The following is a 24,380-nucleotide window of genomic DNA, read 5'->3' as shown; positions in this document are numbered from 1 at the left end:
CGGGTTCAGCGCGAAAGGACTACCTTCCCGTGCGACGCACGAGCAGCGCTTCGAGTTGCACCAGGGCGTCGTAGATAAGCACGGCGAACAGTCCAACGATCAGACCACCTTGCAGCACGAAGGCTGTGTTGTTGGTCAGTAACCCCGCAATGATCACCTCGCCCAGCGTGCGGGCGGCCACGGTGGATCCGATCGTCGCAGTGCCCAGTGCGATCACGACAGACAGACGAATGCCGGTCAGTATCACCGGCAGTGCAAGGGGCAACTCCACCCGCAACAGCTGCTGCCAGCGACTCAGCCCAATGCCCCGGGCGGCCTCCATCGTGGCAGGTGGAAGGGTTGAAAGGCCGGAGATCGCGTTTTCGAAGATCGGCAGCAGACCGTAGAGAAAGAGTGCCACCAGTGTCGGTCCCGCGCCAAAACCCAGTGCTGGCACTGCCAGCGCCAGAACAGCGACGGGCGGAAAGGTCTGCCCCATATTGGTGATAGTACGCGAAAGCGGGAGAAACGCCGTCCCCGCCGGACGCGTTACGAGGATCGCCAGCGTTACGGCAACCAGTGTGGCCGCTGCCGAGGCCGCCGCCACGAGACCCAGGTGGCTGATCGACAACGACAACAGCGAGGCGCGTTCATAGATGACCGGTCCACCTGCCGGCGCAAAGTGTGCGAAGATCGGCGTGAACCACGAAGGCCGCAGAACCAGCGCGACCAGCAGCAGGGCCAGGGTTGGTCGCAGAACGGTTCCGATGCTCATGGGTGTGCCTGAGCCAGGGCGCGAATAGCATCGAAGGTCACGCGCCCGACAATCGTTCCGCCCTGCTCCACCGGCACCGCAGCGCGTCCGCTCCACAGGCACGCCGAGAGCGCGTCGCGCAAGCTTGCCTCGGCTGGCAGCGCGTCGCCCTCGGCCACGCCCTCTTCAACCAACTGCGAGACAGGAACAAGTGACAGAAGACGGAGCGGGCGTTCAACTCCGCCAACCATGTCGGCCACAAATTCCGTTGCCGGCCGGGTGATGATCTCAGCCGGTGTGCCATACTGTACAAGCCGACCCGCATCCATGACTGCCACGCGGTCAGCAAGCCGGATCGCTTCCTCCATGTCGTGGGTGACCAGCATGATGGTCGAGCCCAATTTCTTCTGGATGCGGCGCAGATCGTCCTGCGCGCGGGTTCTGATCACCGGGTCGAGAGCGCCAAAGGGCTCGTCCATAAGCAACAAATCAGGCCGCGATGCCAGCGCCCGTGCCACGCCCACACGCTGCTGCTGCCCGCCGGACAGCTCAAGCGGATAGCGGTTGCGGAATGTCGCGGGCTCCATCGAGAACAGGTTTAGCAACTCATCGACACGCGCGCGGATTTTGTCGGCAGACCAGTTCAGCAGTTCCGGCACAGCGCCGATATTGCGCGCAACCGTGTGGTGCGGAAACAGCCCGTGGCCCTGGATGGCATAACCGATACGCCGCCGCAGCACATGAGGCTCCACAGTCAAGGTAGATACCCCGTTAATGCGCACCTCTCCCGAACTGGGTTCCTCCAACCGGTTGATCATGCGAAGCAGCGTGGTCTTGCCCGAGCCGGAGGTTCCTACAATCACAGTGACCGTGCCCGTCTCGACCGTTAGTGTCACGCAATCCACAGCGCGCGTGTCATCATAGAGCTTGGTAACCTTGTCGATTTCTATCATGCGGTCGTCTCCGGTATCGGGCGGACCAGGTCCACGAGAATGTCCATTACGATTGCGGCCACGAGGGCCAGCACAACGGTCGGCAACGCGCCAAGCAGAATAAGGTCAGTCGCCGTCTGATTAAGGCCCTGGAAAACAAAGGTGCCAAATCCGCCACCGCCGATCAGGCCGGCGATGACGGCAAGGCCGATATTCTGCACCAACACAATGCGCACGCCAGACAGGATGACCGGAAGGCCAAGCGGCAGTTCGACCCGCAGCAGTCTTTGCCGCTGAGTCATTCCCATACCACGCGCAGCCTCAATCGCTGCTGGCGGCGCAGAGGCCAGCCCGGCCACGGTGTTACCGACCACCGGCAAAAGCGAGTAAAATACCAGTGCCAGAAAGGCGGGGGCAAAGCCGATTCCGGCAATGCCAATGGCCTGGGCACCCGGCACTGTGTCCCCGACCCAGCCAAGGATCGGGATCATCAGACCGAACATCGCAAGTGACGGGACGGTCTGCAAGAAGCTCAGCACTGGTAGAATCACGCTGCGCAGTCGTTCGCGCCGGTGGCACAGGATTCCCAATGGAAAACCGATGGCCCCTGCAACAACAAGCGAGCCGAAGGCAAGTCCCAGATGCCGCAGAGTTGCGTCAATAAAGGCGGCCTTTCGCCCTGCGTATTCCTGGAGGATCGACAGCTCAGAAAGTGCCCCGGACCACAGAATAAGTGCCAGCGTTGCCAGCACCGCAATAAGCAGCCATGCGCGCGCCAGCGGTCCCGGGGCTAGATTCCCAAGCGCATCTGACATCAGCAGGACCAAAACAACAAGAAGACACCAGAACCCAAAAGCAGGCGAAACCCGCGCGAATTCGCCCGCTTCGGCCAGCAAGGTTGGCGCTCCGTTCACCAGCAACCACAATAACCCCGCCAGCCCCAACACTGCCCCGGCCAAGCGCAGCCGTGGCCAGGCGGCCAGCAGACCAAGGACAAGTCCTGCGGCAACGGACGCCAGACCAGGCAGTGTGACGCCCGGCCCGGCGAGACGCCAAACCGTGATGCCTTCGCCAGCCACAATGCGGTTGGCGGAGAGAGTGACAAAAGGTGCCAATATCGCTGCAAACCCTAAAACAGCGAACAGAATCCCTGGCGCTGAAAGAGCCCGAGCGGATTCTTTTGCAGGCACCGCTCGATCAGTCCAGAACCCCAGTCTGGGTAAGGTAATCACGGGCCACAGATTCGGCCGGCTCTCCGCCTACCTGAATGCGGCCATTAAGTTTCTGCAGGGTTTGCATGTCCAGACCGGCAAAGATCGGGTTCAGGACGTCGGGAATCGTCGGATATTCCTGCAGCACCTCGGCGCGAATGATAGGCGTGGGTTCATAGACCGGCTGCACACCTTTGTCGTCCAGCATCACCACAAGGCCCGATACCCCGATACCACCGTCGGTGCCATAGACCATAGCTGCGTTTACGCCTGATGTTCCGCGCGCTGCGGCCTGAATTGTCGCCGCCGTATCACCACCCGAAAGGATCACCGTCTGATCCGGCGAGAGCTCAAAGCCATATGTCAACTGCATTGCAGGCAATACTGCGGGAGAAGATACGAACTCGGTCGAGGCGGCAAGCTTGACAGTACCACCTCCAGCCACCCAAGCTCCGAATTCGGACATTGTCGAAAGGCCGTTCTCCTCGGCGACAGGACCGGTCACCGCGATGGCCCAGGTGTTATTGGCCGGGGCAGAGTCGAGCCAGATGATGTCGTTCTGCTCGGCATCCAATTCAGCGGCACGCGCATGGGCGGCCTTGGCATCTTTCCAGATACTGCTGTCAGCTTCGTTGAAGAAGAAAGCGGCGTTGCCTGTATATTCCGGATACAGATCGATCTGTTTTGCCAATATTGCCTCACGAACAATCTGGGTGCCGCCGAGCTGCAGACGACGCTCGACCGGAAGGCCAGCATCTTCGAGCGCAAGGGCGATAATGTTGCCCAGCAGGCCACCTTCAGTATCAATTTTAGAGGAAACCGTAATTTCGGCTTGCGCGACAGTAGCTAGTGAAACTGCCAAGCTGGCGGCGACAAAAACAAGTCGGATTGTCATGGCGATTAAGCTCCTTGAAAAAATGGCCCCAACACAGGGGAACTGGTTTGGCTTTGAAACATAGCGTGGCGTGCGCGACCGTCAAGATTCTTTGAGAGACCCTATATTCGCGCCGGTGTTAGGTTTAAATAGTTCCGACAGACTGACGCGAGAGCAAGGTCATCGCGACAAATTGCAGGTCTTTGCAGAGAAGGGATATTACCGAACAAAGTGTTTTCCCGGCGACTTTGATGAACTCCCACTGTCGGTCAAAGTGAAATTTCTCCGCCAACGCACCAATACCGGCCATCTGCGTTGCGATGCGCATCGACAGCGAAAGGAACAGCCATGTATGGCTGGTTTCTTCGAGTCATTTATTGTTGGCCATTTTAATGACGTGCGTCTTTTAGTGCAATCTCAGGAAGCTGGTGGCTGTTGCTCAGCCGCCAGTTTCTTGCGGAAACTGCGGACGCCGAAGGGCAAAAGTCCAAGATAGATAAGTGTCATGATGGTCACGACCGTAAACGGATAACTCGCCAGCAGAGCAGCCCACAGAACCAGACCGACCATCAGCGGCAGTGCGAAATCGCGCGGAATGTGCTTTCCCAGTTTCTTGCCGGAAAAGGTCGGCACAGTGCTGACCACCAGAAATCCGATAAACAGAACATAGATCATGACCGGAATTGCCCAATTCGTGTCAATCGGCACACCGACATGTTGCAGTGACAAAGGCAACAGGGCGCACATTGCGCCGGCAGGTGCGGGCACACCGGTGAAATAATTATCCTGCCACTCATCGGTTTTGCGTTTGCTTCTGGCAGCATTCGCAACATTGAAACGTGCCAGGCGCAACGCCATGCAGATGGCAAAGATCAAAGCTGCAATCCAGCCAAGAGAGCGCAGATCGTTGAGCAGCCAGAGATAGAGGATCATTCCCGGTGCAACACCGAAATTGACGAAATCCGTCAGGGAATCCAGCTCTGCCCCCAGTTTTGAACTGGACTTCAGCAGTCTTGCGACCCGCCCGTCCAGACCATCGAGCACAGCTGCGATCACCATTGCGAAAATGGCAAATTCAAAGCGGCCTTCCATGGCCAGCCTGATCGAGGTCAACCCGGCACACAGCGCCAGCAAGGTCACCATATTTGGCAGAATGGCACGCAGGGAAATGGGCCGCTTCCTGACCGGGTCCACGAGATTTGGGCCCAATCCGTCCTTGTCATCCGGCTCCAGAGGCTGAAAAGGTCCGCTCATGACTCAATCCACGCGAGACAGCAATTCCTGCGCCCCGCCCTCTTCGAATACCGCTAATACGGTTTCTCCGGCGATGGCGGTCTGGCCAAGGGCGACACGACTTGAGGTGCCGCGCGGCAGATAGACATCAAGTCTTGATCCGAAACGGATCAGTCCGAACCGCTCTCCAGCGGTCATATCCTGGCCTTCCTTTGACCAGCAGACGATACGCCGGGCAATCAGACCGGCAATCTGGACAACCCCAACAGGGCCATAGCGTGTGTTGACAACAACGCTGTTGCGCTCATTGTGCTCGCTGGCCTTATCCAGTTCAGCATTGAGAAATTTTCCAGGCGTGTAGGCAATTCGTGTGATCTGGCCGCCCATCGGCATCCGGTTTACATGACAATTGAAAACATTCATGAAGATCGACACGCGATCCAGGGGTTGCGTGCCCAGTTCCAGTTCAGGTGGCGGAACAATCTGGCCGATTGCAGAAATGCGTCCATCTGCCGGACTGACGACCAATCTGTCGTCAATCGGCGTCACCCGCGAAGGGTCGCGGAAAAAATAAGCGACCCATGCCGTCAGGATTGCAAAAATCCAGAACAAAGGTGACCACAGCGACCCTAGCACCAGCGCAAGAAATCCGGCGATGGCTATGAAGGGGTAGCCTTCCTTGTGAATGGGAACCAGGGAATTGCGGATGCTGTCTGCGATCGTACTCATGCTTTTTGTGCGCCATCTGTTTCGTCAGGTCCGTGACCTCAGCAACGTTAACAGACATTACTGCCGGACATCCAGATGCAATTGCAGTGAGGGCGCAGCAAAATGCCTCAGGTGGCCGCAAGCGAGGCGATATAACCGCGATCATCGGATTCGCGAGCCTTGCGCAACCGCTCGGCAGCTTCATCAACCTCGCGTTGGCGATTCCACATGGATGCGTAAATCCCGTTTTTGGACAACAGTTCCTGATGGGTTCCACGCTCCGCGATGGTCCCGGCGTCCAACACGATGATCTCATTGGCGCCGACAACGGTGGACAGTCTGTGCGCAATGACCAGCGTCGTGCGTCCTTTGGAGACCTGGTCCAGAGCGCTTTGGATTTCCTGCTCGGTGTGGCTGTCAAGCGCAGACGTGGCCTCATCCAGGATCAGAATCGGCGGGGCCTTGAGGATGGTTCTGGCAATAGCGACACGCTGTTTTTCACCGCCTGAAAGTTTCAGGCCGCGTTCTCCGACCTCGGTATCGAACCCATCCGGAAGACTTTTGATGAAATTTGAAATCTGCGCCATATCGGCGGCCTGCCGGACTTCGTCGGCGGTCGCATCAGGACGGCCATAGCGTATATTGTAGGCAATGGATTCATTGAACAGAACAGTATCCTGAGGAACCATGCCGATGGAATGTCTGACCGATGCCTGTGTGACGTCACGGATATCCTGTCCGTCAATTGTGATCCGACCGCCGGTTACATCATAGAAGCGGAACAGCAGCCGCGAGATCGTCGATTTGCCCGCGCCTGATGGCCCGACAATTGCAACCGTACGGCCAGCCGGCACCTCAAAATCGATGCCTTTCAGAATGGCCCGTGTCTCATCATAATGAAACCGGACATTTTCAAACCGGATGGTGGCATCTTTAATAGCAATGTCCTCTGCCCCCGGCTTGTCTTCCACTTCGGCAGGCACGTCGAGCAGATTGAACATCGCTTCAATGTCGACAAAGCCCTGCTTGATCTCGCGGTAAATCGAGCCGATGAAATTCAGCGGCAGATAAAGCTGCATCAACAGAGCATTGATCAGAACAAAATCGCCCAGCGTCTGGGTTCCGGCCATAACAGCCCTTGCCGACATTGCCATGCAGATAACCAGTCCCGCAGAAAAGATCAGTGTCTGGCCAAAATTCAGCCAGGACAGCGAGGTCGAGGTTTTGATTGCGGCCTGTTCATAGCCTTGCATCGACCGGTCGAACCGGTCGGCTTCAACATTTTCATTGCCGAAATACTTCACCGTTTCGTAGTTGAGCAGACTGTCGACTGCCTTGCTGTTGGCATCCGTATCGGAATCGTTCATCTGGCGCCGGATGGCGATCCGCCAGTTCGACGCCTTGATCGTGAACACAATATAGAAAACAATCATGCCGACGATCACGGCCAGATAGGTCCAGTCGAAATTATAGCCGACAATTCCCGCCATGAAGATGAATTCCAGCGCGGTGGGAAAGGAACTCAAAATGGTAAACCGGACAACGGTTTCAATGCCTTTTGTGCCACGTTCGATGATCCGCGACAGACCACCGGTGCGACGCTGCAGATGAAAACGCAGCGAAAGATCATGGATATGCATGAAGGTCTTTCGCGCCAGACTCCTGACGGCGTGCTGGCTGACACGCGCAAACAGTCCGTCGCGCAATTGGGTAAACCCGATCATCAATACCCGGCCACCGCCATAAGCAATGACCAGCATCACCGGTGCCAGGAGAAACGGCGGCAAAAAAGCTAATTCGCCAGTATTGCCGGCCAGCGCATCGGTGGCATATTTGTAAAGGAACGGCACAAATACCGTGACGATTTTTGCCACGACAAGGGCAACGAATGCCCACCATACCCGGCGTTTCAGTTCCGGCCGGCTGGACGGCCACATATAGGGCCACAAATTGCGAATGGTCGAGACCAGATCGCCATCACTGGTCGAAACCGGGGAGGCCTGCTGCTTCGGTTTTTTTGCCGTTTCGCCAGCTTTGCCGGGCACGTCAGTTGCAGTCATATGAAACGAATTCCTGAATTTCTGCGTGGTTGAGCATGAAGTCTGCGAGCAGGCTGCAGGCCCTGGGTCACATCACGTTTTACAGCAATGTCTAAGTGCTGTTGTTGCCGTCATGGCAGGCCGAAGCTGCCTCGCCAGCCACTGTCAGATCTGCCAACAATGCGCTCGCATCTTTGAGTTTTTGTGTGTTGAGACGGTAACAGGACCGGGGACCGTCAATCGCGCCCTCGATCAGACCGGCATCCTTCAACACCTTCAGATGTTGCGATACCGTGGATTGTACCAGTGGCAGCATCTCGACGATTTCGCCGCAGAAGCAACGCCCCCTGCTTGCCAGCGCCCTTATGATTTCCAGCCGTGCAGGATGGCCCAGCGCGCGCAGAACAGTCGCCATGTCGCAATCACCGCTTACGCCGTGCGGCAAAACTGTCAGTGAAGAGGAGATCGCCTCCGGGACATGCCGTTTCACGTCTATTCCTTTCATCGGTGATTACCGATGAATATGGCATATGATCAGCAGCAATCAAGTGGCATCGTCATATGCCAGGGAATAAGCCAGCGCGTGTTGCCGGTTTGCCCGGGTGCAAAACACTGATACCCCGCCTTTGTACACAGGCGGGGTATCAGGCGGGGTACACAGGCGGGGTACACAGGCGGGGTACACAGGCGGGGTACACAGGCGGGCTTCCTGGCGGGCGTCTAATTTCCAAGAATATGGTGGTCGGGGCCATTCTCGCCGTCTGGGACCGCCAGAACCTGACCGGGGAAGATCAGATCGGGATCACGTATCTGATCCTCGTTCGCGCTGTAAAGGATGGTATAGCGCACGCCGCGTCCGTAGAGACGTCGTGCGATCGCCCACAGATTGTCACCCTTATCGACGACCACTCGCTCTACCTGCGAAAATGCGCCTGAGATTGTTGTTTCAGCTCGACCAGCAAGGTCCCGACGGCGAAAATCAGCATTGACGACTTTGGCTGGATCAATCAGGACTTCCAAGGAACCCGTCATCTCAGACTGGCTTTGGAATGTCACTTCTCGCCGCGCCAGCACATTTCCGGTTTCAGGCTGGACCTGATCCGCGCGCACCTTCAACTTGCCTTCGGGCACAGCGAGACGCGACTGGAGCTGCCAGCGCCCAAGGGAACCGGATTTTGTTTCACCGACCAGCTTATTGTCAAAATAGAGCCGCACCGTTGTGTCCGGCGTTGAAGCTCCGGACACAAACAAGTCGCCTGTACCTTCCGTCTCAATTGTTTCGACGGTCACCAGCGGGGCTTCAGAATTGGTAGCAGAGCCTGCTGTTTCTGGATCGGCGGTTTGTGGCCCGGCGGTTTGTGAGCCGGCGGTTTGCGGCTCAGTGGTTTCTGGCTCTGTGGTTTCTGGTCCAGCAGTTTCTGATCCAGCGGTTTCCGCTCCAGCGGTTTCCGCTCCAGCGGTTTCTGCTCCAGCGGTTTCTGCTCCAGCGGTTTTTGGCCCAGTGGTTTTTGGCCCAGTGGTTTCTGGCTCAGCGGTTTGCGGCTCAGCGGTTTGCGGCTCAGCGGATTCTGGTCCAGCGGTTTCTGGCCGGGCTGTCAGCGAGCCGGTGGTTCGTGGCCCGGCTGTTTCTGGTCCGGTAGTTTCTGGCCCGGTGGTTTGTGACCCGGCTGTCGTCGCCCCATCAGGCCTGTCTGACAGAGCGGATTCAGGGCTGGCGGTGGTCTCAGGATCGGCCTGTGGCGGTTGCGTCAGGATAGTGCCGGCCGGTGGTAGCAACAGTGCGACATCGCCCTGCCCGTTCTGCTGGTCTGGCTGCTGGTCTGGCTGCTGGTCCCTTTGCTGGTCTGGTCGAATGACCGTGGCCGGAGTCTGCCAGACGGTGCTCGGTTTTCCGGGCCTGTCGAGCATGACAATAGCCGACTCATCCGGCTGTTCCGGTACCGCGACGGTGACACTTTGAACGGATACGATCGGTTCCTCCGCCGTATCGGAGGTGCTGCGGACAACAAGCTGATGTCCGCCCACCGCCAGTGGCACGTCCAGCACCAATGCCCACTCGCCCGACGAATTGGCTGTGGCTTTCGCCAAGACACTGTCGCCCGAGATAATTTCGATCCGGTCCCCGGGTGATGACAGGCCGGCAAGCACTGCAGAGCCGTCAGGTTCCACCCGGACAATATCAAATGTCGGCAACTCATCGCTTTGCGGTGTCACAGCTAATTCTTCCTGCCCGGCAGCAGGCTGCTCGGTGGAAACCACAGGCGCTGCTTTGCCGGATGCAGATTGTGATGGCTGGGGCCGTCCGGTCCCCTGCGCCGATTGAGGCGCATCGCCGGAGGTGTTTCCAGTGTTCTCCACGGGTTCAGAATCGGGCAGTGGCTCAGAGCCGGGTAAATTTTCGGTGGCAGGCAGCGGAACCGTACCCAGTCCGGCCAGCGACTGGCGCAAACTTTTTAAGGAAACCACGCCACTCCCGACAATCAGAAAACCGATGACAATGGCTGCGCCCAGACCTCCTGCGGTCAGGGCCAAAGCATAAGTTCTGCGGGATCGGGCTGGAGCGGGCTGGCTCGGCTCTGGTGGTTCACTCGAACCCGATGCTGTCGAAGGGTCACTCATGGTCAGATCGATCCGATTTCATCGCGTTCCCGTTTGCGGACAGTTCAACGACACTGTTTGAACAATAAATTCACACCAGATTATGGTAGTTAACTGCACAAACCCTCTATATCCGTGTAACTACATTCTGTTAACCGTTCCTAAAATGCTTTTCCCGGCATAACAAGCTCAAGGTCAGCACGCCAGAATGCTGACTGAGGGTAAACTCAGGGCGAATCCAAACGCGCGAACCTTGCGGAAGGTAATCTGACTTATGGGCAAAATTTCTTCGCTTTGCGTATATTGTGGCGCTGGCAGCGGCAAAGACCCGGCTCATATGGCGGCCGCGTCGGCGTTGGGACGCATTCTGGCGGAACAAAAAATTCGCCTGATTTACGGTGGCGGAACCATTGGCATGATGGGCGCTGTGTCTTCCGCGGTGATCGAGAATGGTGGACAGGTGACTGGAATCATTCCCAGATTTCTGCTGGACATGGAAGCATCGCATGCCGAGCTGGAACGTCTCGACGAATTGATCCTGACGGAAGACATGCATGAACGCAAACGCACCATGTTTGATCGCTCAGATGGTTTTATCGCCCTGCCCGGCGGCATCGGAACCCTGGAAGAACTTGTCGAACAATTGACATGGGCGCAGCTCGGCCAGCACCAAAAGCCGGTGCTGCTGGCCAATATCAACAAGTTCTGGCAGCCGCTGATCGATCTGATTTCTCACATGCAGGACGAGGCCTATATCAGAAAAGGCTTTGAGGTGAGTTTTCTCAATACCGATCAGGTTGACGAGATAATGCCGTTGTTGCGCAATGCTGTACGCGAAGAAACAGGCTCAGACGCGCCGGTTGGTCGTGTTGCCAGGCTTTAGACCGTCTCCTGGGTACATTAAATCATTTGACCACATTTGCCCGTAACAATTTGTATTCGATACTCTCCAGCAAAGCCGCAAAGGACGCATCGATGATGTTGGACGACACGCCGATTGTAGACCAGCGGTTGCCCTCGCCGTCCCTGCTTTCGATCAGCACACGGGTAATCGCTTCAGTGCCACCGTTCAGAATGCGGACTTTGAAGTCGACAAGTTCCAGATCCTCGATATAGGCATTATAGACACCCAGATCCTTGCGCAACGCCTGATCCAGCGCGTTGACCGGGCCATTGCCTTCGGCCACCGACATGAACTCCTCGCCGCCAACTGAGATTTTGACGATGGCTTCCGTCACAGTGACAAGCTCTTTGCGGGCGTTGAAGCGGCGTTCGACCATGACGCGGAAACTGTCGACAGTGAAGAAATCCGGAACCGTGCCAAGACGCCGCCTTGCAAGCAATTCAAGAGAGGCATCCGCTGCTTCATAGGCGTAGCCCATTGCCTCACGTTGCTTGATATCCGCCAGCAATCCATCCAGTCGGGGATCCGACCGGCTGACCTTCAGGCCAAAGCGCGTCAGCTCGGAAATCAGATTCGATTTTCCGGCCTGATCGGACACCATGACGTGACGCTTGTTGCCGACACTTTCAGGCGGCACATGCTCGTATGTTTCCGGCGCTTTCAGCAAGGCCGAGGCATGGATCCCTGCCTTGGTAGCGAAGGCGCTGTCGCCGACATAGGCTGCCTGCCGGTTCGCGGATCGATTCAACAATTCCTCAAAAGCCTTTGAAAAAGAAGTAATTTTTCTCAGGATTTTGTTGGAAATGCCAATTTCAAACCGCTCCGAATAAGCCGGCTTCAGCTTCAGAGTCGGAATGATTGAAATCAGGTTTGCATTGCCGCAACGTTCGCCGACGCCGTTCAATGTGCCCTGTATCTGGCGCACACCGGCTTCGACAGCCGCCAGCGTATTGGCCACCGCATGCTCTGTATCATCATGCGCATGAATGCCGAGATGATCACCCGGCACATGTTTGATAACTTCGCCGATTATCTTGCGAATTTCGGTTGGCAAGGTTCCGCCATTGGTATCGCACAGCACAACCCAGCGCGCCCCGGCCTCATAGGCGGTTCTGGTGCAGGCCAGCGCATAGTCCGGGTTGGCCTTGTAACCATCGAAGAAATGTTCGCAATCCACCAGCGCCATTTTACCGGCGGAAACCGTCGCACGGACTGACGCGTCAATCCCCTCCAGATTTTCCTCGTTGGTGCACCCCAACGCGACACGCACATGATAATCCCAGGCTTTTGCGACAAAGCAGATGGCATCGGCGCTGGCACTCAGGAGTGCCTGGAGGCCGGGATCATTATCCACCGAGCGCCCTGCCCGCTTGGTCATGCCGAAAGCCGTGAATACCGCTTTGGCAGTGCGCTTCTCGCTGAAAAACGCCGTATCAGTGGGATTTGCGCCGGGATATCCGCCTTCGACAAAATCCAGACCCATTTCATCCAGCATGGACGCAATCTGAATCTTGTCTTCCAGCGAAAAGTCGATTCCCGGCGTCTGCTGGCCGTCGCGCAATGTGGTGTCGAACAAATAGAGACGTTGTTTCTGCATGTTGTGTCCTGGCGGCGCGCCAGTAACCGCGCCTGTTGTGGATATCGATCGTTCGTCCTAGCGGTCCGGACCAGTTTCCGGCGGCCAGATTTTGGTGTCTTTATCGGGATGCTGATAGCTGTCCAGAGACGCCATGAAGCGCGCTTCGTCACCGTCTGGTTCAATATGGCGAAACGGCAGCGTTGCCAGCGTGTCGACAAAAGGCTGCTTATCAGCGGGACTGACCTGAACCACCGGCGCTGCCAATTGCGGCTGGTCCAGCGCGCCAATGGCTATCTCCGTCTCCGCGCCATAATCGTAGCTTAACGGGGTGCCGCAATCGGCACAAAATCCGCGCCGCACCTTGTTGGAGCTTTGAAAGAACTTTGGCGCACCGCGCGTCCATTCCAGCTCATAAGCCGTGACGAGCGGCGCATAAAAGCCACCGAAAGCTTTCTGGCACATCCGGCAATGACAGATCGAGGCATTCCCCAACCGGCCAATGCGAAAGCGCACAGCACCACACTGGCAGCCGCCGCTGATTGCATCTCCACTCATCTGATGTTCTCCCATTTGGTTTCGCGTTCGCCGGTCTCCGGGTTTTTTCCGTCATTCAGTTGAATGCCCTTTGCACGCAAATCATCACGGATACGATCCGCCTCTGCCCAGTTTTTGTCTTTCAGGAATAGAAGCCGCTCATCAATTCGCGAATTCAGATCTCTTGGCGCAGTGGCGAAATCATCTTTTGTCACGGTATCTTCAGCGTATTTCGGATCGATCCGATGAGTTAATGTTGGGTCGTATCCTTGAATTTTTAGTTCGCCGCTTTCGGCTTCAGTTGACACGAGATCTGCCAATAAATTGAAACCCATCAATTCGAGACCGCCTTTCAGATATGAAACCTGTTCGCCTCCAGTGACACGATCGGTATTGGCTTCATCCGAATATCCTGCCATGAGCTGAAAAAATTCATGGGTGTCCAAATTATTGGCCAGTGCAGCGACTGCTTCCTGCGATATTTGCCCTTCAACTTCGCGGCCCCACTTTACTAAGGTTCTGGTCCATTTTAACAATTGATTTTCAGCTTCCATCAGCCGAGCAACAGTCCAGTCGATAGGCTGTCCGTACTGGGTTTTCAGCATTGCCAAACGTAATATCCGACCATGCCATTTGCGCCCGCCGAATTTGTCGGTTTGCAGCAAATCATTGATTGTTATGAAATTGCCGAGCGATTTTGACATTTTCTCGCCTTCGACCTGAACAAATCCATTATGCATCCAGATGCTGGCCATTTTTGAAGTGCCGAAGGCGCAGCGCGACTGGGCGATCTCGTTTTCATGGTGCGGAAATGTCAGATCAATACCACCGCCGTGAATATCAAACACTTCACCAAGATGTTTTTCCGCCATCGCCGAACATTCGATATGCCAGCCCGGCCGGCCCGGCACTGATATTCCGCCCGGAGAGGCCCAGGACGGCTCGCCCGGAGCGGATGGCTTCCAGAGCACAAAATCGGCGGAATTTTCCTTGTAGTCGGTATCCTCAATACGTGCGATGGCGAGCATTTCGTCCAGAGGCCGGCCCGACAACTGCCCGTATTCAGCCATTGATGCCACTTCAAACAGAACATGGTCCTTATGCACATAGGCATGGCGGCATGTGATCAACTGCTCGATGATCGTTTTCATTTCTTCGATATGGTCGGTGGCGCGCGGCTCGACAGATGGCTTAAGCACCCCCAACTTCGCTATGTCCTCATGGAACTGGCGAGTTGTGCGCCGGGTCACATCCTCGATTGAAACCCCTTCTTGCGCAGCACGGGCATTTATCTTGTCATCGACATCGGTGATGTTGCGGACATATGTGACGTGCTCCGCGCCATACAGATGGCGCAGCAGTCGGAACAGGACATCAAACACAATGATCGGACGAGCGTTGCCGATATGGGCGAAATCGTAGACCGTCGGGCCACAGACATAGAGCCGCACTTTTGACGGGTCGAGTGGCTCAAAGCGCTCTTTTCCGCGTGTCATCGTATTGTAGAGCCAAAGCTCCGGCTGAGTATCCATAAGTGCTTTCCCGCTTCGCCAGACCATATCTGCTGATCCGGACAGACTGAAACCAGCCTGTCATGATCGCCGGCCTCGCGATGCAGCTTCAATATAGGGGAAGAAGACACGGTTCGCGGACCAGCGGGCTGTTAACCCCTGATAATAATTCCGCAAATACAAATCGGCTGATGCGCCATTCTCTGTCCACCGTGTTTACCGGCTGCACTAAAGGCCGTTTCGCGCAAGGCGTCAAGCCTGAAATAGGGAATGGAAAACCGGGAGTTTTCTGAACCGAAACTGAACAACGGGGTCAGTCCAGGTTCATTCCGTTTACGGCAGAATTGGAGCAACAATAAGGGAAGGGAACCAAATGGCGCGTTTTGTGTTTATACTCTCATGTACACTCATCGTCTTGAGCAGCGCTCTGGTCGTGGCTCAGTTTGACCGGTCTGCCGGATCGGGTTTCAGCAATGAGACGAAGGCGTCGATCAATCGATGTATGCAAACGCGCAACTATTGCGGAAAGATGTAATCGGACGGACATTTACCGGCTTGCCTCTCTATGAGGTTTATGGTTCAGCAAGGTAAACCTGAGATAGATAACCGAAAACTTGATCTGAGTGACGGAGCCAAATGCCAAGATTCCCGCTTAAATGTTACCGCTCCGCCGTGCTTTTGGCATTCGGCATTTTGCTTGGGACGAGCGTTGCTGCCCAAGCGCAGTCGCGAATCTGTAATGATCTTGAAAACCGACTGGGATCGCTGCAAAATGGCGGATCTGTTACCAACAACCGCGAATACCAGCGTTACAACAACGCCGCGCAGAAACTGCGCAAACGCCTCGCTGGCGCTCAAAACCAGGCCCGTCGGGCGCGCTGCCGGACCAGCGGTATCCTGTTATTTCAAAGCCGTGAATGTTCCGGTCTGAGCGGGGAAGTCAGGCAACTGGAAAGGGAACTGCGCAGTCTGGAATCGAAACGCTCCCGTTTTGTCCGTAATCCGCGAAGCACGCGGCGCGAACAGCGCGATCTGGTGATTGCGCTGGCACGCAATAATTGCGGCAGACAATATGAGCGGGCAGCGGCCAGATATGGTTACAGAAGCAACCTATTCAACCGGCGTGAAGAACCTGTGGAAGAATACCGGCCACCGAGAGTGACCCACTACCGGACCGTTTGCGTGCGCATTTGCGATGGCTATTTCTTCCCAATCAGTACGTCCACCACGGCGCAGAATTTTTCCCGGGACGAAGCTGTTTGCAAGGAGAAATTCCCGGAAACACAAGTCGAATTATTCTACCACCCAGAAGGCGTGGAGAATGCCATGGAAACGGCACAGTCGATGAGTGGCCAGCCCTACAGCTCTCAATCCTATGCCTTTCGCTATCGCGAAACCTATGACGCATCGTGCAAGTTCGACCGCCGCCGCCTGCAACAGACCCTTCTGCAAGTCACCGGACAAAGCACCGCACAATCCTCAAACCGGCGTATGAGCAATGTCGAATTCGGACAGAACGGTCCTGTACCCCTGCGCCGCCCGGTACTCGGTCTGGATCCGGAAACACAAATGAACCTGGCCGGGGATTTCCGTCCCAATGCGTTACCGTTGCCAGCTGAACTCGTGGTCGATCCACAGATCCGCGATGGTCAGCGCGTCAGGACAGTCGGGCCAGAACGGTTTTACGGCCAATCAGCGGCAAAAGTTTTGTCATCTCCGGTCCGGACTCTGATCCAGTAACCGCTTTGCGCAAGGGCATGAACAAAGCCCTGCCCTTGCGCCCGGTTTCGGATTTTACTGCATTTGCCCAATCCATCCACGTGGATTGCGACCAAGGGTCCTGCGGCAGCAAACCGACCGCCTTGGACACCATATCCCGGTCTTCATCATCAATCAGCGGCTTCGCACCCGATCTGACAATTTCGGCCCACCGGTCAGCATCCGGCAGTTTTTCCAGATTGCCACTGATTGCATCCCAGAACAGCGCGCCATCAACTCCGTCAGGCACAGTCAATCTGTCAGCCACAGCATCATAGGACAGGCCATGCAACAATTTTGCATTCAGGGCGTCCAGTTCAGCCACATTGAATCTGGCTGGTGACTTCGATACTTTCTGCGGATCAAACCGCTGCGCCAGGCCGGCCATGTCCGGGATTGGCTCAACCGCATCGGACGTGCCTATCAGGCTGGCCAGAGACGCTACCGCCATGGCTTCAAATCCGGCTTCCCGAAGTCCCTGGAGCGACAGAGAGCCCAGCCGTTTCGACAGGCCCTCGCCTTCTGATCCGGTCAGCAGATTGTGGTGGCCGAAGGCCGGCGGGATATATCCCAGAGCCCGGAAAATCGCAATTTGCGCGCCGGTGTTGGTAATGTGGTCAGCGCCACGGATGACATGGCTGATGCCAAAGGCGGCATCATCGATGATCGATGGCAAAGTATACAGCCATGAGCCGTCCTCACGCACCAGAACCGGGTCCGACATGGAGCCCAGATCCACAGTTTGCGGGCCCCTGAACACATCATCCCAATGAATTTCCGTACGCTCTATGGATAATACATCGTCCTTGTAATTCGGCAGCAGGAAGCGCCAATGCGGCTGTTTTCCTTCCGCTTCTAGTTTCTGGCGCTGGCCGTCGCTGAGTTCAAGCGCCGAGCGGTCATAAATCGGAGGAAGTCCGCGCGCGCGGCGCCGTGCCCGGCGGCGCTCCAACTCATCTTCGCTTTCATAACATGGATAAAGCAGACCCTTTGCCTTCAGCTCCTCAGTCACAAGCTGATAGTCGGCAAAGCGGGCTGACTGGCGTTCAACGCGCGCTGGCTCAATCCCCAGCCATGCCATATCTGCCAGAATACCGGTGGCAAACTCCTCTTTCGAACGCGCCTTGTCGGTGTCATCAAAACGCAGGATAAAACTGCCGCCATGCTGGCGCGCAAACAACCAGTTATAAAGCGCGGTTCTGGCGTTGCCGATGTGAATGCGGCCGGTCGGAGATGGCGCGAAACGAACAATTGGATTTGTCATGCTGGTTTGTGTTCCTGTGTGGCCGCCATGGATTCCTGCAGGGCTCGGGCACTCAAAGCTCTGGAAACGCCAAAAAGCACTCCCGAGGTGACAATGCAATAGGCGGCCATGGTGAGAAACTGGGTTTCCAGCGGTATGCCGTAATCGATCAGCCAGCCGATCACACCCGGTCCCAATGCGCTGGCAAATACCATGAGCGCGACAATCAATGAACGAATCTCTCCGAGATGTCTGACACCGTAGATTTCCGGCCACAAGGCGCCGAACAAGGTTGAAAACCCACCGCCATTAAGTCCCATCAACACAAATATGACGGGAATACTCCAGGGGCTGTCAAACAGGCCCAGAACCAGCAGTGCCGCCGATAGGGGCAACAGAAAAAACGGTAACATCGCGCGAGCGCTGAAGCGGTCGACACCAAATCCGGTGACAAGGCCGAATATCAGTGTGGTCAGCGCATAGAGTGAAAACCCGCTGGCAAACCATGACAGATCCCAGCCTTTCAGCTCAACCATATAGACCTGGTGGAAGAAAATCGCCGTGCCGATAAAGGGCGGTGACAGATATCCGAATGAGGCAATCCAGAACAATGGATCGCGTATCATTTCCGCGCGCGACCACTGGCGAACCGGATTGGATTTTCTGGATTTCCGGGGATTCTGGGGAATCCGGTCGCGGCCAAACAGCAGCCACATCGCGGGAATTGCGAACAGGACAATGCCCGCCGCAAAGATCAGCCAGGCAAAACGCCAGTCCAAAACCCCTAACAGCAGCACCACACTGAGCGGCAGCAGTGCCTCACCAATCTGATGTCCTGTGTTGGTAATGCTGACGGCCCTGCCGCGCGTCGCCTCAAACCAGCGTCCCACTGCCGTCAGGGCGGTGTGGCTCATCATGCCCTGGCCGAAAAACCGCAGCAGAAAAATCGCGAAAACCAGCATGGGCAACGAGGCAGCAGCGAACAGGAAAAGGCAGGCAATTGCCAGACCAAGCATCGCGACTGCGCCAACCTGGCGCGGCGTATAGATATCGACCAGCTTTCCGGCAAACATCATCAGCGCCGCACTGGCCAGCGTACCGAGCAGGTAAAGGCCGCCAAAATCGCCATTGCTGAGGCCGAATTCGGCGCGGATCTGGCCGCTATACAACGAAATGAAAAATGTCTGACCAAAGCTGGAGGAAAATGTCAGCAGCATCCCGGCCAAAAGCCATGGCGCATTCTGACGCAAAAAGGCAAGCATGCCTGTTCCCTCTCGAAGACCTTATTTCCGAATCGGAAGAATCGCTTAGCCGCGGTCTCTAAAGCGATTTGTGATGGGATAACGGCGATCGCGCCCGTAATTCTTTCTGGTGAGTTTCACGCCAGGCGCGGACTGTCTGCGCTTGTACTCAGCAATATAAAGCAGGTGCTCGATCCGTTCGACCGTCTTGCGATCATGCCCCCGTTCGACAATTTCCGCAATCCGCATTTCATGTTCGACAAGGCATTCCAGAATGTCGTCCAACACCTCGTAAGGCGGAAGGGAGTCCTGGTCGGTCTGGTTTTCGCGCAATTCCGCAGTTGGTGCCTTGGTCAGAATATTGACCGGAACCACTTCACCTTCCGGCCCCAATGCGCCTTCCGGGCGATGTGTGTTGCGCCAGGCACACAGATCATAGACCTGGATCTTGTAGAGATCCTTGATCGGATTGAAGCCGCCATTCATATCGCCATACAGAGTTGCATAGCCGACCGAGACTTCCGATTTGTTGCCGGTGGTGACCAGCATGGGGCCGAATTTGTTCGAAACCGCCATCAACAGCGCGCCGCGGGTCCGCGACTGAATATTTTCTTCGGCAACGCCAGGCTCCGCACCATCAAAAAGAGCCCCCAGGGCATCATGAAAGCCTTCCACCGGTGCAGAGATTGGAACAATGTCGTAGCGCACGCCCAGCGCATCAGCACAGGCCTTGGCGTCCACCAGGCTTTCATCGGAAGTGAACCGGTAGGGCATCATCAGGCAATGCACCCGGTCAGCACCCAGCGCATCGACGGCCATGGCAGCGCAAGCGGCGGAATCAACGCCGCCTGACAGACCCAGCACAACACCGTTGAAGCCATTCTTGTTGACGTAATCCCTCAGACCGAGAACGCAGGCCTGCCAATGCGCCTGTTTCAGTCCAGGCAGATCGGCCAAAACGCCCGGTACGGGCTTCCAGACACGACCGCCGTCAGCGCCCTCCTCCGCCCGCATGGTGACAGTCGCGATATCCTCTTTGAACTGTGGCATCTGCAACGCCAGCGTGCGGTCTGCGGCCAACACGAAGGAGCCGCCATCAAACACCAGTTCATCCTGTCCGCCCAGCTGATTGGTGTAGAGTACCGGCAAACCGGTTTCAACCACCCGGCGCACCAGAACCTGCTGGCGCAAATCCGCCTTCTCTGCCCAATAGGGTGAGCCATTGGGTACCAGCAGCATTTCTGCGCCGGTCTCCAGCAGGCATTCAGCGACTTCGTCATTCCAGGTATCTTCACAGATGGGAATGCCAAGGCGCACGCCGCGAAACGCAATCGGACCGGGCATGGGGCCGACAGAAAACAGCCGCTTTTCATCAAAAGTGCCGTAATTCGGCAGGTCAACCTTGAAGCGGACCCCTTTGACCTCGCCCTCATCTAGCACGGCGACCGCATTATAAAGCTGATCGTTTTCCAGCCAGGGCGTGCCGATCACGACGCCGGGACCGCCATCAGCGGTGTCTTTGGCCAGCGCAGCCACAGCCTCCATGCAGGCTTCAATGAAGGCGGGCTTCTTGACGAGGTCTTCGGGCGGATAACCGCAGATGAACAGCTCGGTCAGAAGCAGCAGATCCGCCTGCTGCTCCGCAGCGCGGCGGCGCGCGTCGCGGGCGAGCGCCAGATTTCCCGCAATATCGCCCAGTATCGGGTTCAATTGCGCAAGGGCTATGTTGAGTTCTGAAGGGGAGTCACTGGTCATGAACAGTCATTTAGCGTGCGAATTTAAATCCGTCTATCCCACATCAGGCAGTCTTTGCTTCAAGCGCTGTTTCGACCGCCGGGCTGAATGCATAGGCGTCCATCATAATGGCGCCAAATTGATGCGAGCGATGCACTTGCGTCGCTGAAGCATCCCTGCCGGCAGCACCGAGAGCGACATAAAATGGCAGCAGATGTTCATCTGTCGGATGGTTCTTTTCGGCAAAAGGTGCAAATTGCCGATACGCCAGCAAATCTTCGAGCGCGCCTTTGGAGAGTCTGTCATCCGTCCAGTTGGGAAATTCAGTGACCCAGTGCGGAGCAGCCGCATCGCGGTCTGCAAGTCCGGTCCTGCCGAAGACCGCACCCAGATTGTGGGTAAAAGACGCTGATCCGACGATCAGGATAGCTGTCGGCTTTCCAATCTCCGCACCCCACTTTTTGAGAAACCTGTGGGCGTCGGTCTGCTGCAGCACCAGATCGGGCGCTCCATGGGAGACAAAAATGGACGGAAGTTCAGCTCTGCCCATGACATCCGCTTTCTGATGATTATCCAGCATATTTTTGAGCTTTGTCAGCGCATCACGGCTTCTGTGTAACATTGCGGTATGAACGACTGATTTGCCGGCAGTCGGTCAACCGAGTGCGGAGTTTGCCGGGGGCACGCGAGTGTCAGATTTCCGGTCGGACAGATTGATCGGCCAGCAGGCAACGGGCCTGTCCGCCATGACCGACAATACGCAAATCCGGCTCATCGGTCCGGCAGGCAGCAATCGAGACCGGACACCTTGTGTGAAAGCGGCAACCCGGAGGAATTGCAGATGGTGAGGGTGGATCCCCTTCAAGCAATTTTCGCTGCCGCGTCGCCTCAATCCGGGGGTCGGCAGAGGGCACCGCGGACAAGAGCGCTTGAGAATAGGGATGTGCGGGCGCATCGAATACGCCTTCCGCGCTTCCTTCTTCCACGACCTGCCCCAGATACATGACCGTTACCGAAGTGCACATTTCACGGATTACGGCCAGATCGTGCGCCACCATGACGATGGTCAGGTCGAGTTCCTGACGCAGTCGCATGAACAGGTTCACTATCTGCGCCCGGATAGAAACATCCAGTGCCGACAATGGCTCATCGCAAATCAGAATGCCAGGGTCCAGCGCCAGCGCCCGCGCGATCGACACGCGCTGCCTCTGGCCCCCGGAAAGAGAACGCGGCAGACGATCCAGAACCGTGTCCGGGAGGGAAACAAGCTGCAACAGATCGGCAATCCGGGCCTGTCTGCCTTTCAGGCCGTGGATAAGCAACGGTTCTTCCAAAGTCTGCCGAACGGTCTGGCGACGGCTCATCGAACCAAGCGGGTCCTGAAATACAAATTGCACGTTGCGTGCAAAATCAAGACGGTTCTCTTTTTGCCACTGGCCGCGTTCACGGCCTGCGATGTGCACCTGGCCGGACGTGGCTTTCTGCAATCCGACGATGGTGCGTGCCAGAGTGGTCTTGCCACAGCCGGATTCTCCGATGATGCCGTGGAAGGCCCCGCGCGTCACACTGAACGATACGCCGTCAACTGCCCGTGTCGCGCCCCCCCGATTATTGGGATAATGCACCTTGAGATGTTCTACCTCAATCGCAGGAATTTCAGACATGAGCATCCCTTTCGCGAAGAGCAACAGGGCATGCCACAGACCGATTGCCGGGCAATGCAACCAGTAACGGACGTTGCACCCTGCATTTGGGTTCAACCTGCGCGCAGCGGTCAGCGAAGCGACAGCCCGGCTCCAACTGTGTCTGGTTAGGCGGCAGACCGGGTATTTCGGTCCGCTCCGCTCCGCGCGGTGCCCGGAAATCCGGGACGGACGCCAATAACCCTCGCGTGTAGGGATGAATTGGATCGGTCAGCACGTCAATCACCGGACCCTGTTCGGCGATCTGGCCTGCATAAAGCACCACCACCCTGTCCGCAGCAGCTGCGACTGCCCCGATGTCATGTGTGATCAGGATGACCGCGATCTGCTCGGTGCGCTGGATATCGCGTAAAAGTTCCAGGATCTGGGCCTGCACTGTCGCATCAAGCGCTGTTGTCGGTTCGTCAGCGATCAGCACCTTTGGCTGCGCCGCCAGTGCCAAGGCAATCATTGCGCGTTGCAGCATCCCACCCGACATTTCGTGCGGGTAGCGATTGAAGCGGTCCCGGGGGTCAGGAATTCCGGTACGGGCGAGCAAAGATACAGCCTTTTCGCATGCCGCAGCGGCCGACAGGCCGAGATGGCGGCGGGCTTGCCTGGCAAGCTGCGGCCCGACTTTCTTCATCGGGTTGAGCGCGCTCATCGGATCCTGGAAAACGACACCGAAAGTGCCGCCGCGCAGGCGCGACAGCCGCGATGCATCCATGGTCAGCAAATCCTGACCGTCGACCTTGACTTTCCCCCTCATATCGATGCGGATACCCTCTGGCAGCAGGCCGAGAGGTGCCAGGGTCATCACTGTCTTGCCAGATCCGCTTTCGCCGACGATGGCGACCGTCTCCCCGGCGGAAACATGGAAACTGACACCGTCAACCGCGCGCACGCTGACTGTGGGTGCATAAAGATCGACGACCAGGTCTTCGATCTCATAGATCGGTGCGGTCATGAGCGGGCCTCTGTCTCAATCTTTGCGCGCGCCACTTCCTCCGCTGTGCGGACAGCCCGCCTGTTGCGAAAGGCGAAACGTGAAATTGGATGTGGCACCTTACTGAGCGCAAAGGCCTCACCCAGCAGATTGAAGCTGACCACGACAAAGGTCAGCGCGAGACCGGGCAAGATCACCAGATGCGGACTTTGTTCAATATAGCTCATACCGTCGACCAGCATCTGGCCCCATTCCGGAGTCGGAGGCTGCACGCCAAGTCCAAGAAACGACAGCGTAGCTATCGAGATTACCAGCGCGCCGGCGTCGGCGCTGGCATAGACGATCACAAGCCCCAGCACATGCGGGAGGATGTGGCGTGTATATATCCAAAGATGGCTTGCGCCCATAACCCGGGCCGCTTCGATGTAGGGCAACTGGAGTTCGGTTGCCACGACAGAGCGGCTCATTCGCGCATAGTTGGCCCACCACGCCATGGTCAGCGCAAAAATCATCGCCCAGTATCCGGCTCCCAGAATACCGATCAGAGCCAAGGCAAAGATCAGACTGGGCAACGCCAGAATGATGTCGATAATCGAAATCATGACCAGTTCAACCACGCCACCGACATAGCCGGCGAACGAGCCAATCACTACGCCAATCACCAAAGCTGAAACAAGCACAATTGCCATTGCCACCATGGAAACGCGGGCACCTCCCAGTAGACGGCTGAAAAGGTCCCGGCCCAGATAGTCGGTTCCCAGCCAATGGGTGGCGTTGGGCCCCTGCAACAGAGCGGAATAGTCCTGCTGGGCCGGATCAAAAGGCATGATCCAGGGCGAGAAGATCGAAACCAAAATGATCACAGTCACCGGTAACAGCGGCAACCAAGGCAACGCGGAAAGTTTTCGAAGAAACATGAG

21 protein-coding genes are annotated in these 24,380 nt (G+C 56.7%); 2 read left to right on the top strand and 19 right to left on the bottom strand.

Going from position 1 to position 24,380, the window contains the following annotated elements:
* Nucleotides 1–19: 19 nt before the first annotated feature.
* The 9 genes from RAL88_RS21595 to RAL88_RS21555 form a co-directional block, all read right to left on the bottom strand.
* Complete coding sequence (locus RAL88_RS21595; RefSeq protein ID WP_306266315.1) at nucleotides 20–754, bottom strand: ABC transporter permease; 735 nt, start codon at nucleotides 752–754, stop codon at nucleotides 20–22.
* Nucleotides 751–1,686 (bottom strand): ABC transporter ATP-binding protein, encoded by a 936-nt coding sequence (locus tag RAL88_RS21590; RefSeq protein WP_306266314.1) that lies wholly within the window; start codon nucleotides 1,684–1,686, stop codon nucleotides 751–753. Before RAL88_RS21590 ends, RAL88_RS21595 begins: the two co-directional genes overlap by 4 nt.
* Nucleotides 1,683–2,780: an ABC transporter permease gene (locus RAL88_RS21585; RefSeq protein WP_306266312.1), complete on the bottom strand. Its 1,098-nt coding sequence runs from the start codon at nucleotides 2,778–2,780 to the stop codon at nucleotides 1,683–1,685. The genes RAL88_RS21590 and RAL88_RS21585 overlap by 4 nt, the downstream gene beginning before the upstream one ends.
* An 82-nt stretch (nucleotides 2,781–2,862) precedes the next feature.
* The gene (locus RAL88_RS21580) at nucleotides 2,863–3,771 is read right to left on the bottom strand and encodes an ABC transporter substrate-binding protein (RefSeq protein ID WP_306266310.1); all 909 of its coding nucleotides are present in this window, start codon (nucleotides 3,769–3,771) and stop codon (nucleotides 2,863–2,865) included.
* A 396-nt stretch (nucleotides 3,772–4,167) separates the two neighbouring features.
* The gene (gene pssA / locus RAL88_RS21575) at nucleotides 4,168–5,004 is read right to left on the bottom strand and encodes a CDP-diacylglycerol--serine O-phosphatidyltransferase (RefSeq protein WP_306266308.1); all 837 of its coding nucleotides are present in this window, start codon (nucleotides 5,002–5,004) and stop codon (nucleotides 4,168–4,170) included.
* A gap of 3 nt (nucleotides 5,005–5,007) precedes the next feature.
* Nucleotides 5,008–5,712 (bottom strand): phosphatidylserine decarboxylase, encoded by a 705-nt coding sequence (locus RAL88_RS21570; RefSeq protein WP_306266307.1) that lies wholly within the window; start codon nucleotides 5,710–5,712, stop codon nucleotides 5,008–5,010.
* Between the two features lie 107 nt (nucleotides 5,713–5,819).
* On the bottom strand, nucleotides 5,820–7,751 hold the full coding sequence (locus tag RAL88_RS21565; protein WP_371932127.1) for an ABC transporter ATP-binding protein/permease: 1,932 nt from the start codon (nucleotides 7,749–7,751) through the stop codon (nucleotides 5,820–5,822).
* A 91-nt stretch (nucleotides 7,752–7,842) separates the two neighbouring features.
* On the bottom strand, nucleotides 7,843–8,220 hold the full coding sequence (locus RAL88_RS21560; protein WP_306266305.1) for a helix-turn-helix transcriptional regulator: 378 nt from the start codon (nucleotides 8,218–8,220) through the stop codon (nucleotides 7,843–7,845).
* A 230-nt stretch (nucleotides 8,221–8,450) separates the two neighbouring features.
* Complete coding sequence (locus RAL88_RS21555; RefSeq protein ID WP_306266304.1) at nucleotides 8,451–10,349, bottom strand: LysM peptidoglycan-binding domain-containing protein; 1,899 nt, start codon at nucleotides 10,347–10,349, stop codon at nucleotides 8,451–8,453.
* 253 nt (nucleotides 10,350–10,602) lie between these two features.
* On the opposite strand from RAL88_RS21555, the gene RAL88_RS21550 reads away from it, so the two are divergent.
* Nucleotides 10,603–11,211, top strand: coding sequence for a TIGR00730 family Rossman fold protein (locus tag RAL88_RS21550; protein ID WP_306266303.1), 609 nt, complete (start codon nucleotides 10,603–10,605; stop codon nucleotides 11,209–11,211).
* Nucleotides 11,212–11,233: 22 nt separating this feature from the next.
* Here the strand turns inward: RAL88_RS21550 and cimA are convergent, their stop codons facing one another.
* From cimA to cysS, 3 genes are read right to left on the bottom strand one after another with little or no spacing between them, the layout of a single operon-like run.
* Nucleotides 11,234–12,829 (bottom strand): citramalate synthase, encoded by a 1,596-nt coding sequence (gene cimA / locus RAL88_RS21545; protein WP_306266302.1) that lies wholly within the window; start codon nucleotides 12,827–12,829, stop codon nucleotides 11,234–11,236.
* 57 nt (nucleotides 12,830–12,886) lie between these two features.
* Nucleotides 12,887–13,366 (bottom strand): GFA family protein, encoded by a 480-nt coding sequence (locus RAL88_RS21540; RefSeq protein WP_306266300.1) that lies wholly within the window; start codon nucleotides 13,364–13,366, stop codon nucleotides 12,887–12,889.
* Nucleotides 13,363–14,877 (bottom strand): cysteine--tRNA ligase, encoded by a 1,515-nt coding sequence (gene cysS, locus RAL88_RS21535; RefSeq protein WP_306266298.1) that lies wholly within the window; start codon nucleotides 14,875–14,877, stop codon nucleotides 13,363–13,365. Before cysS ends, RAL88_RS21540 begins: the two co-directional genes overlap by 4 nt.
* Nucleotides 14,878–15,492: 615 nt before the next feature.
* Here cysS and RAL88_RS21530 point away from each other — a divergent pair.
* On the top strand, nucleotides 15,493–16,596 hold the full coding sequence (locus RAL88_RS21530; protein ID WP_306266296.1) for a DUF2865 domain-containing protein: 1,104 nt from the start codon (nucleotides 15,493–15,495) through the stop codon (nucleotides 16,594–16,596).
* Here RAL88_RS21530 and RAL88_RS21525 read toward each other — a convergent pair.
* The 7 genes from RAL88_RS21525 to RAL88_RS21495 form a co-directional block, all read right to left on the bottom strand.
* Nucleotides 16,514–17,878, bottom strand: coding sequence for a glutamate--tRNA ligase (locus RAL88_RS21525; protein ID WP_306266294.1), 1,365 nt, complete (start codon nucleotides 17,876–17,878; stop codon nucleotides 16,514–16,516). The two genes, RAL88_RS21530 and RAL88_RS21525, sit on opposite strands and share 83 nt — an antisense overlap.
* Nucleotides 17,875–19,119 (bottom strand): nitrate/nitrite transporter, encoded by a 1,245-nt coding sequence (locus tag RAL88_RS21520; RefSeq protein WP_306266292.1) that lies wholly within the window; start codon nucleotides 19,117–19,119, stop codon nucleotides 17,875–17,877. The genes RAL88_RS21525 and RAL88_RS21520 overlap by 4 nt, the downstream gene beginning before the upstream one ends.
* 45 nt (nucleotides 19,120–19,164) lie before the next feature.
* A complete protein-coding gene (locus tag RAL88_RS21515) occupies nucleotides 19,165–20,853 on the bottom strand; it encodes an NAD+ synthase (RefSeq protein ID WP_306266290.1) in 1,689 nt (562 codons plus the stop codon).
* A gap of 43 nt (nucleotides 20,854–20,896) precedes the next feature.
* Complete coding sequence (locus RAL88_RS21510; protein ID WP_306266288.1) at nucleotides 20,897–21,454, bottom strand: hypothetical protein; 558 nt, start codon at nucleotides 21,452–21,454, stop codon at nucleotides 20,897–20,899.
* A 70-nt stretch (nucleotides 21,455–21,524) separates the two neighbouring features.
* Nucleotides 21,525–22,496 (bottom strand): ABC transporter ATP-binding protein, encoded by a 972-nt coding sequence (locus tag RAL88_RS21505; RefSeq protein WP_306266286.1) that lies wholly within the window; start codon nucleotides 22,494–22,496, stop codon nucleotides 21,525–21,527.
* Nucleotides 22,489–23,481, bottom strand: a complete 993-nt coding sequence (locus RAL88_RS21500; protein ID WP_306266284.1) for an ABC transporter ATP-binding protein — start codon at nucleotides 23,479–23,481, stop codon at nucleotides 22,489–22,491. Before RAL88_RS21500 ends, RAL88_RS21505 begins: the two co-directional genes overlap by 8 nt.
* A complete protein-coding gene (locus RAL88_RS21495; RefSeq protein WP_306266282.1) occupies nucleotides 23,478–24,377 on the bottom strand; it encodes an ABC transporter permease in 900 nt (299 codons plus the stop codon). Before RAL88_RS21495 ends, RAL88_RS21500 begins: the two co-directional genes overlap by 4 nt.
* Nucleotides 24,378–24,380 lie beyond the last annotated feature (3 nt).

The sequence above is a fragment of the Pararhizobium sp. IMCC3301 genome, assembly GCF_030758315.1.
Taxonomy (GTDB): Bacteria; Pseudomonadota; Alphaproteobacteria; order Rhizobiales.
Note: the sequence above shows the minus strand (reverse complement) of the source record. Positions and strands in the feature narration are given on the sequence as shown.

Bases quoted from the DNA above. Each gene is read 5' to 3' on its own strand.
- RAL88_RS21595 (WP_306266315.1), bottom strand. From the start codon at position 754: ATGAGCATCGGAACCGTTCTGCGACCAACCCTGGCCCTGCTGCTGGTC.
- RAL88_RS21590 (WP_306266314.1), bottom strand. From the start codon at position 1,686: ATGATAGAAATCGACAAGGTTACCAAGCTCTATGATGACACGCGCGCT.
- RAL88_RS21580 (WP_306266310.1), bottom strand. From the start codon at position 3,771: ATGACAATCCGACTTGTTTTTGTCGCCGCCAGCTTGGCAGTTTCACTA.
- pssA (WP_306266308.1), bottom strand. From the start codon at position 5,004: ATGAGCGGACCTTTTCAGCCTCTGGAGCCGGATGACAAGGACGGATTG.
- RAL88_RS21570 (WP_306266307.1), bottom strand. From the start codon at position 5,712: ATGAGTACGATCGCAGACAGCATCCGCAATTCCCTGGTTCCCATTCAC.
- RAL88_RS21565 (WP_371932127.1), bottom strand. From the start codon at position 7,751: ATGACTGCAACTGACGTGCCCGGCAAAGCTGGCGAAACGGCAAAAAAA.
- RAL88_RS21555 (WP_306266304.1), bottom strand. From the start codon at position 10,349: ATGAGTGACCCTTCGACAGCATCGGGTTCGAGTGAACCACCAGAGCCG.
- RAL88_RS21550 (WP_306266303.1), top strand. From the start codon at position 10,603: ATGGGCAAAATTTCTTCGCTTTGCGTATATTGTGGCGCTGGCAGCGGC.
- cimA (WP_306266302.1), bottom strand. From the start codon at position 12,829: ATGCAGAAACAACGTCTCTATTTGTTCGACACCACATTGCGCGACGGC.
- RAL88_RS21540 (WP_306266300.1), bottom strand. From the start codon at position 13,366: ATGAGTGGAGATGCAATCAGCGGCGGCTGCCAGTGTGGTGCTGTGCGC.
- cysS (WP_306266298.1), bottom strand. From the start codon at position 14,877: ATGGATACTCAGCCGGAGCTTTGGCTCTACAATACGATGACACGCGGA.
- RAL88_RS21530 (WP_306266296.1), top strand. From the start codon at position 15,493: ATGCCAAGATTCCCGCTTAAATGTTACCGCTCCGCCGTGCTTTTGGCA.
- RAL88_RS21525 (WP_306266294.1), bottom strand. From the start codon at position 17,878: ATGACAAATCCAATTGTTCGTTTCGCGCCATCTCCGACCGGCCGCATT.
- RAL88_RS21520 (WP_306266292.1), bottom strand. From the start codon at position 19,119: ATGCTTGCCTTTTTGCGTCAGAATGCGCCATGGCTTTTGGCCGGGATG.
- RAL88_RS21515 (WP_306266290.1), bottom strand. From the start codon at position 20,853: ATGACCAGTGACTCCCCTTCAGAACTCAACATAGCCCTTGCGCAATTG.
- RAL88_RS21510 (WP_306266288.1), bottom strand. From the start codon at position 21,454: ATGTTACACAGAAGCCGTGATGCGCTGACAAAGCTCAAAAATATGCTG.
- RAL88_RS21505 (WP_306266286.1), bottom strand. From the start codon at position 22,496: ATGTCTGAAATTCCTGCGATTGAGGTAGAACATCTCAAGGTGCATTAT.
- RAL88_RS21500 (WP_306266284.1), bottom strand. From the start codon at position 23,481: ATGACCGCACCGATCTATGAGATCGAAGACCTGGTCGTCGATCTTTAT.
- RAL88_RS21495 (WP_306266282.1), bottom strand. From the start codon at position 24,377: ATGTTTCTTCGAAAACTTTCCGCGTTGCCTTGGTTGCCGCTGTTACCG.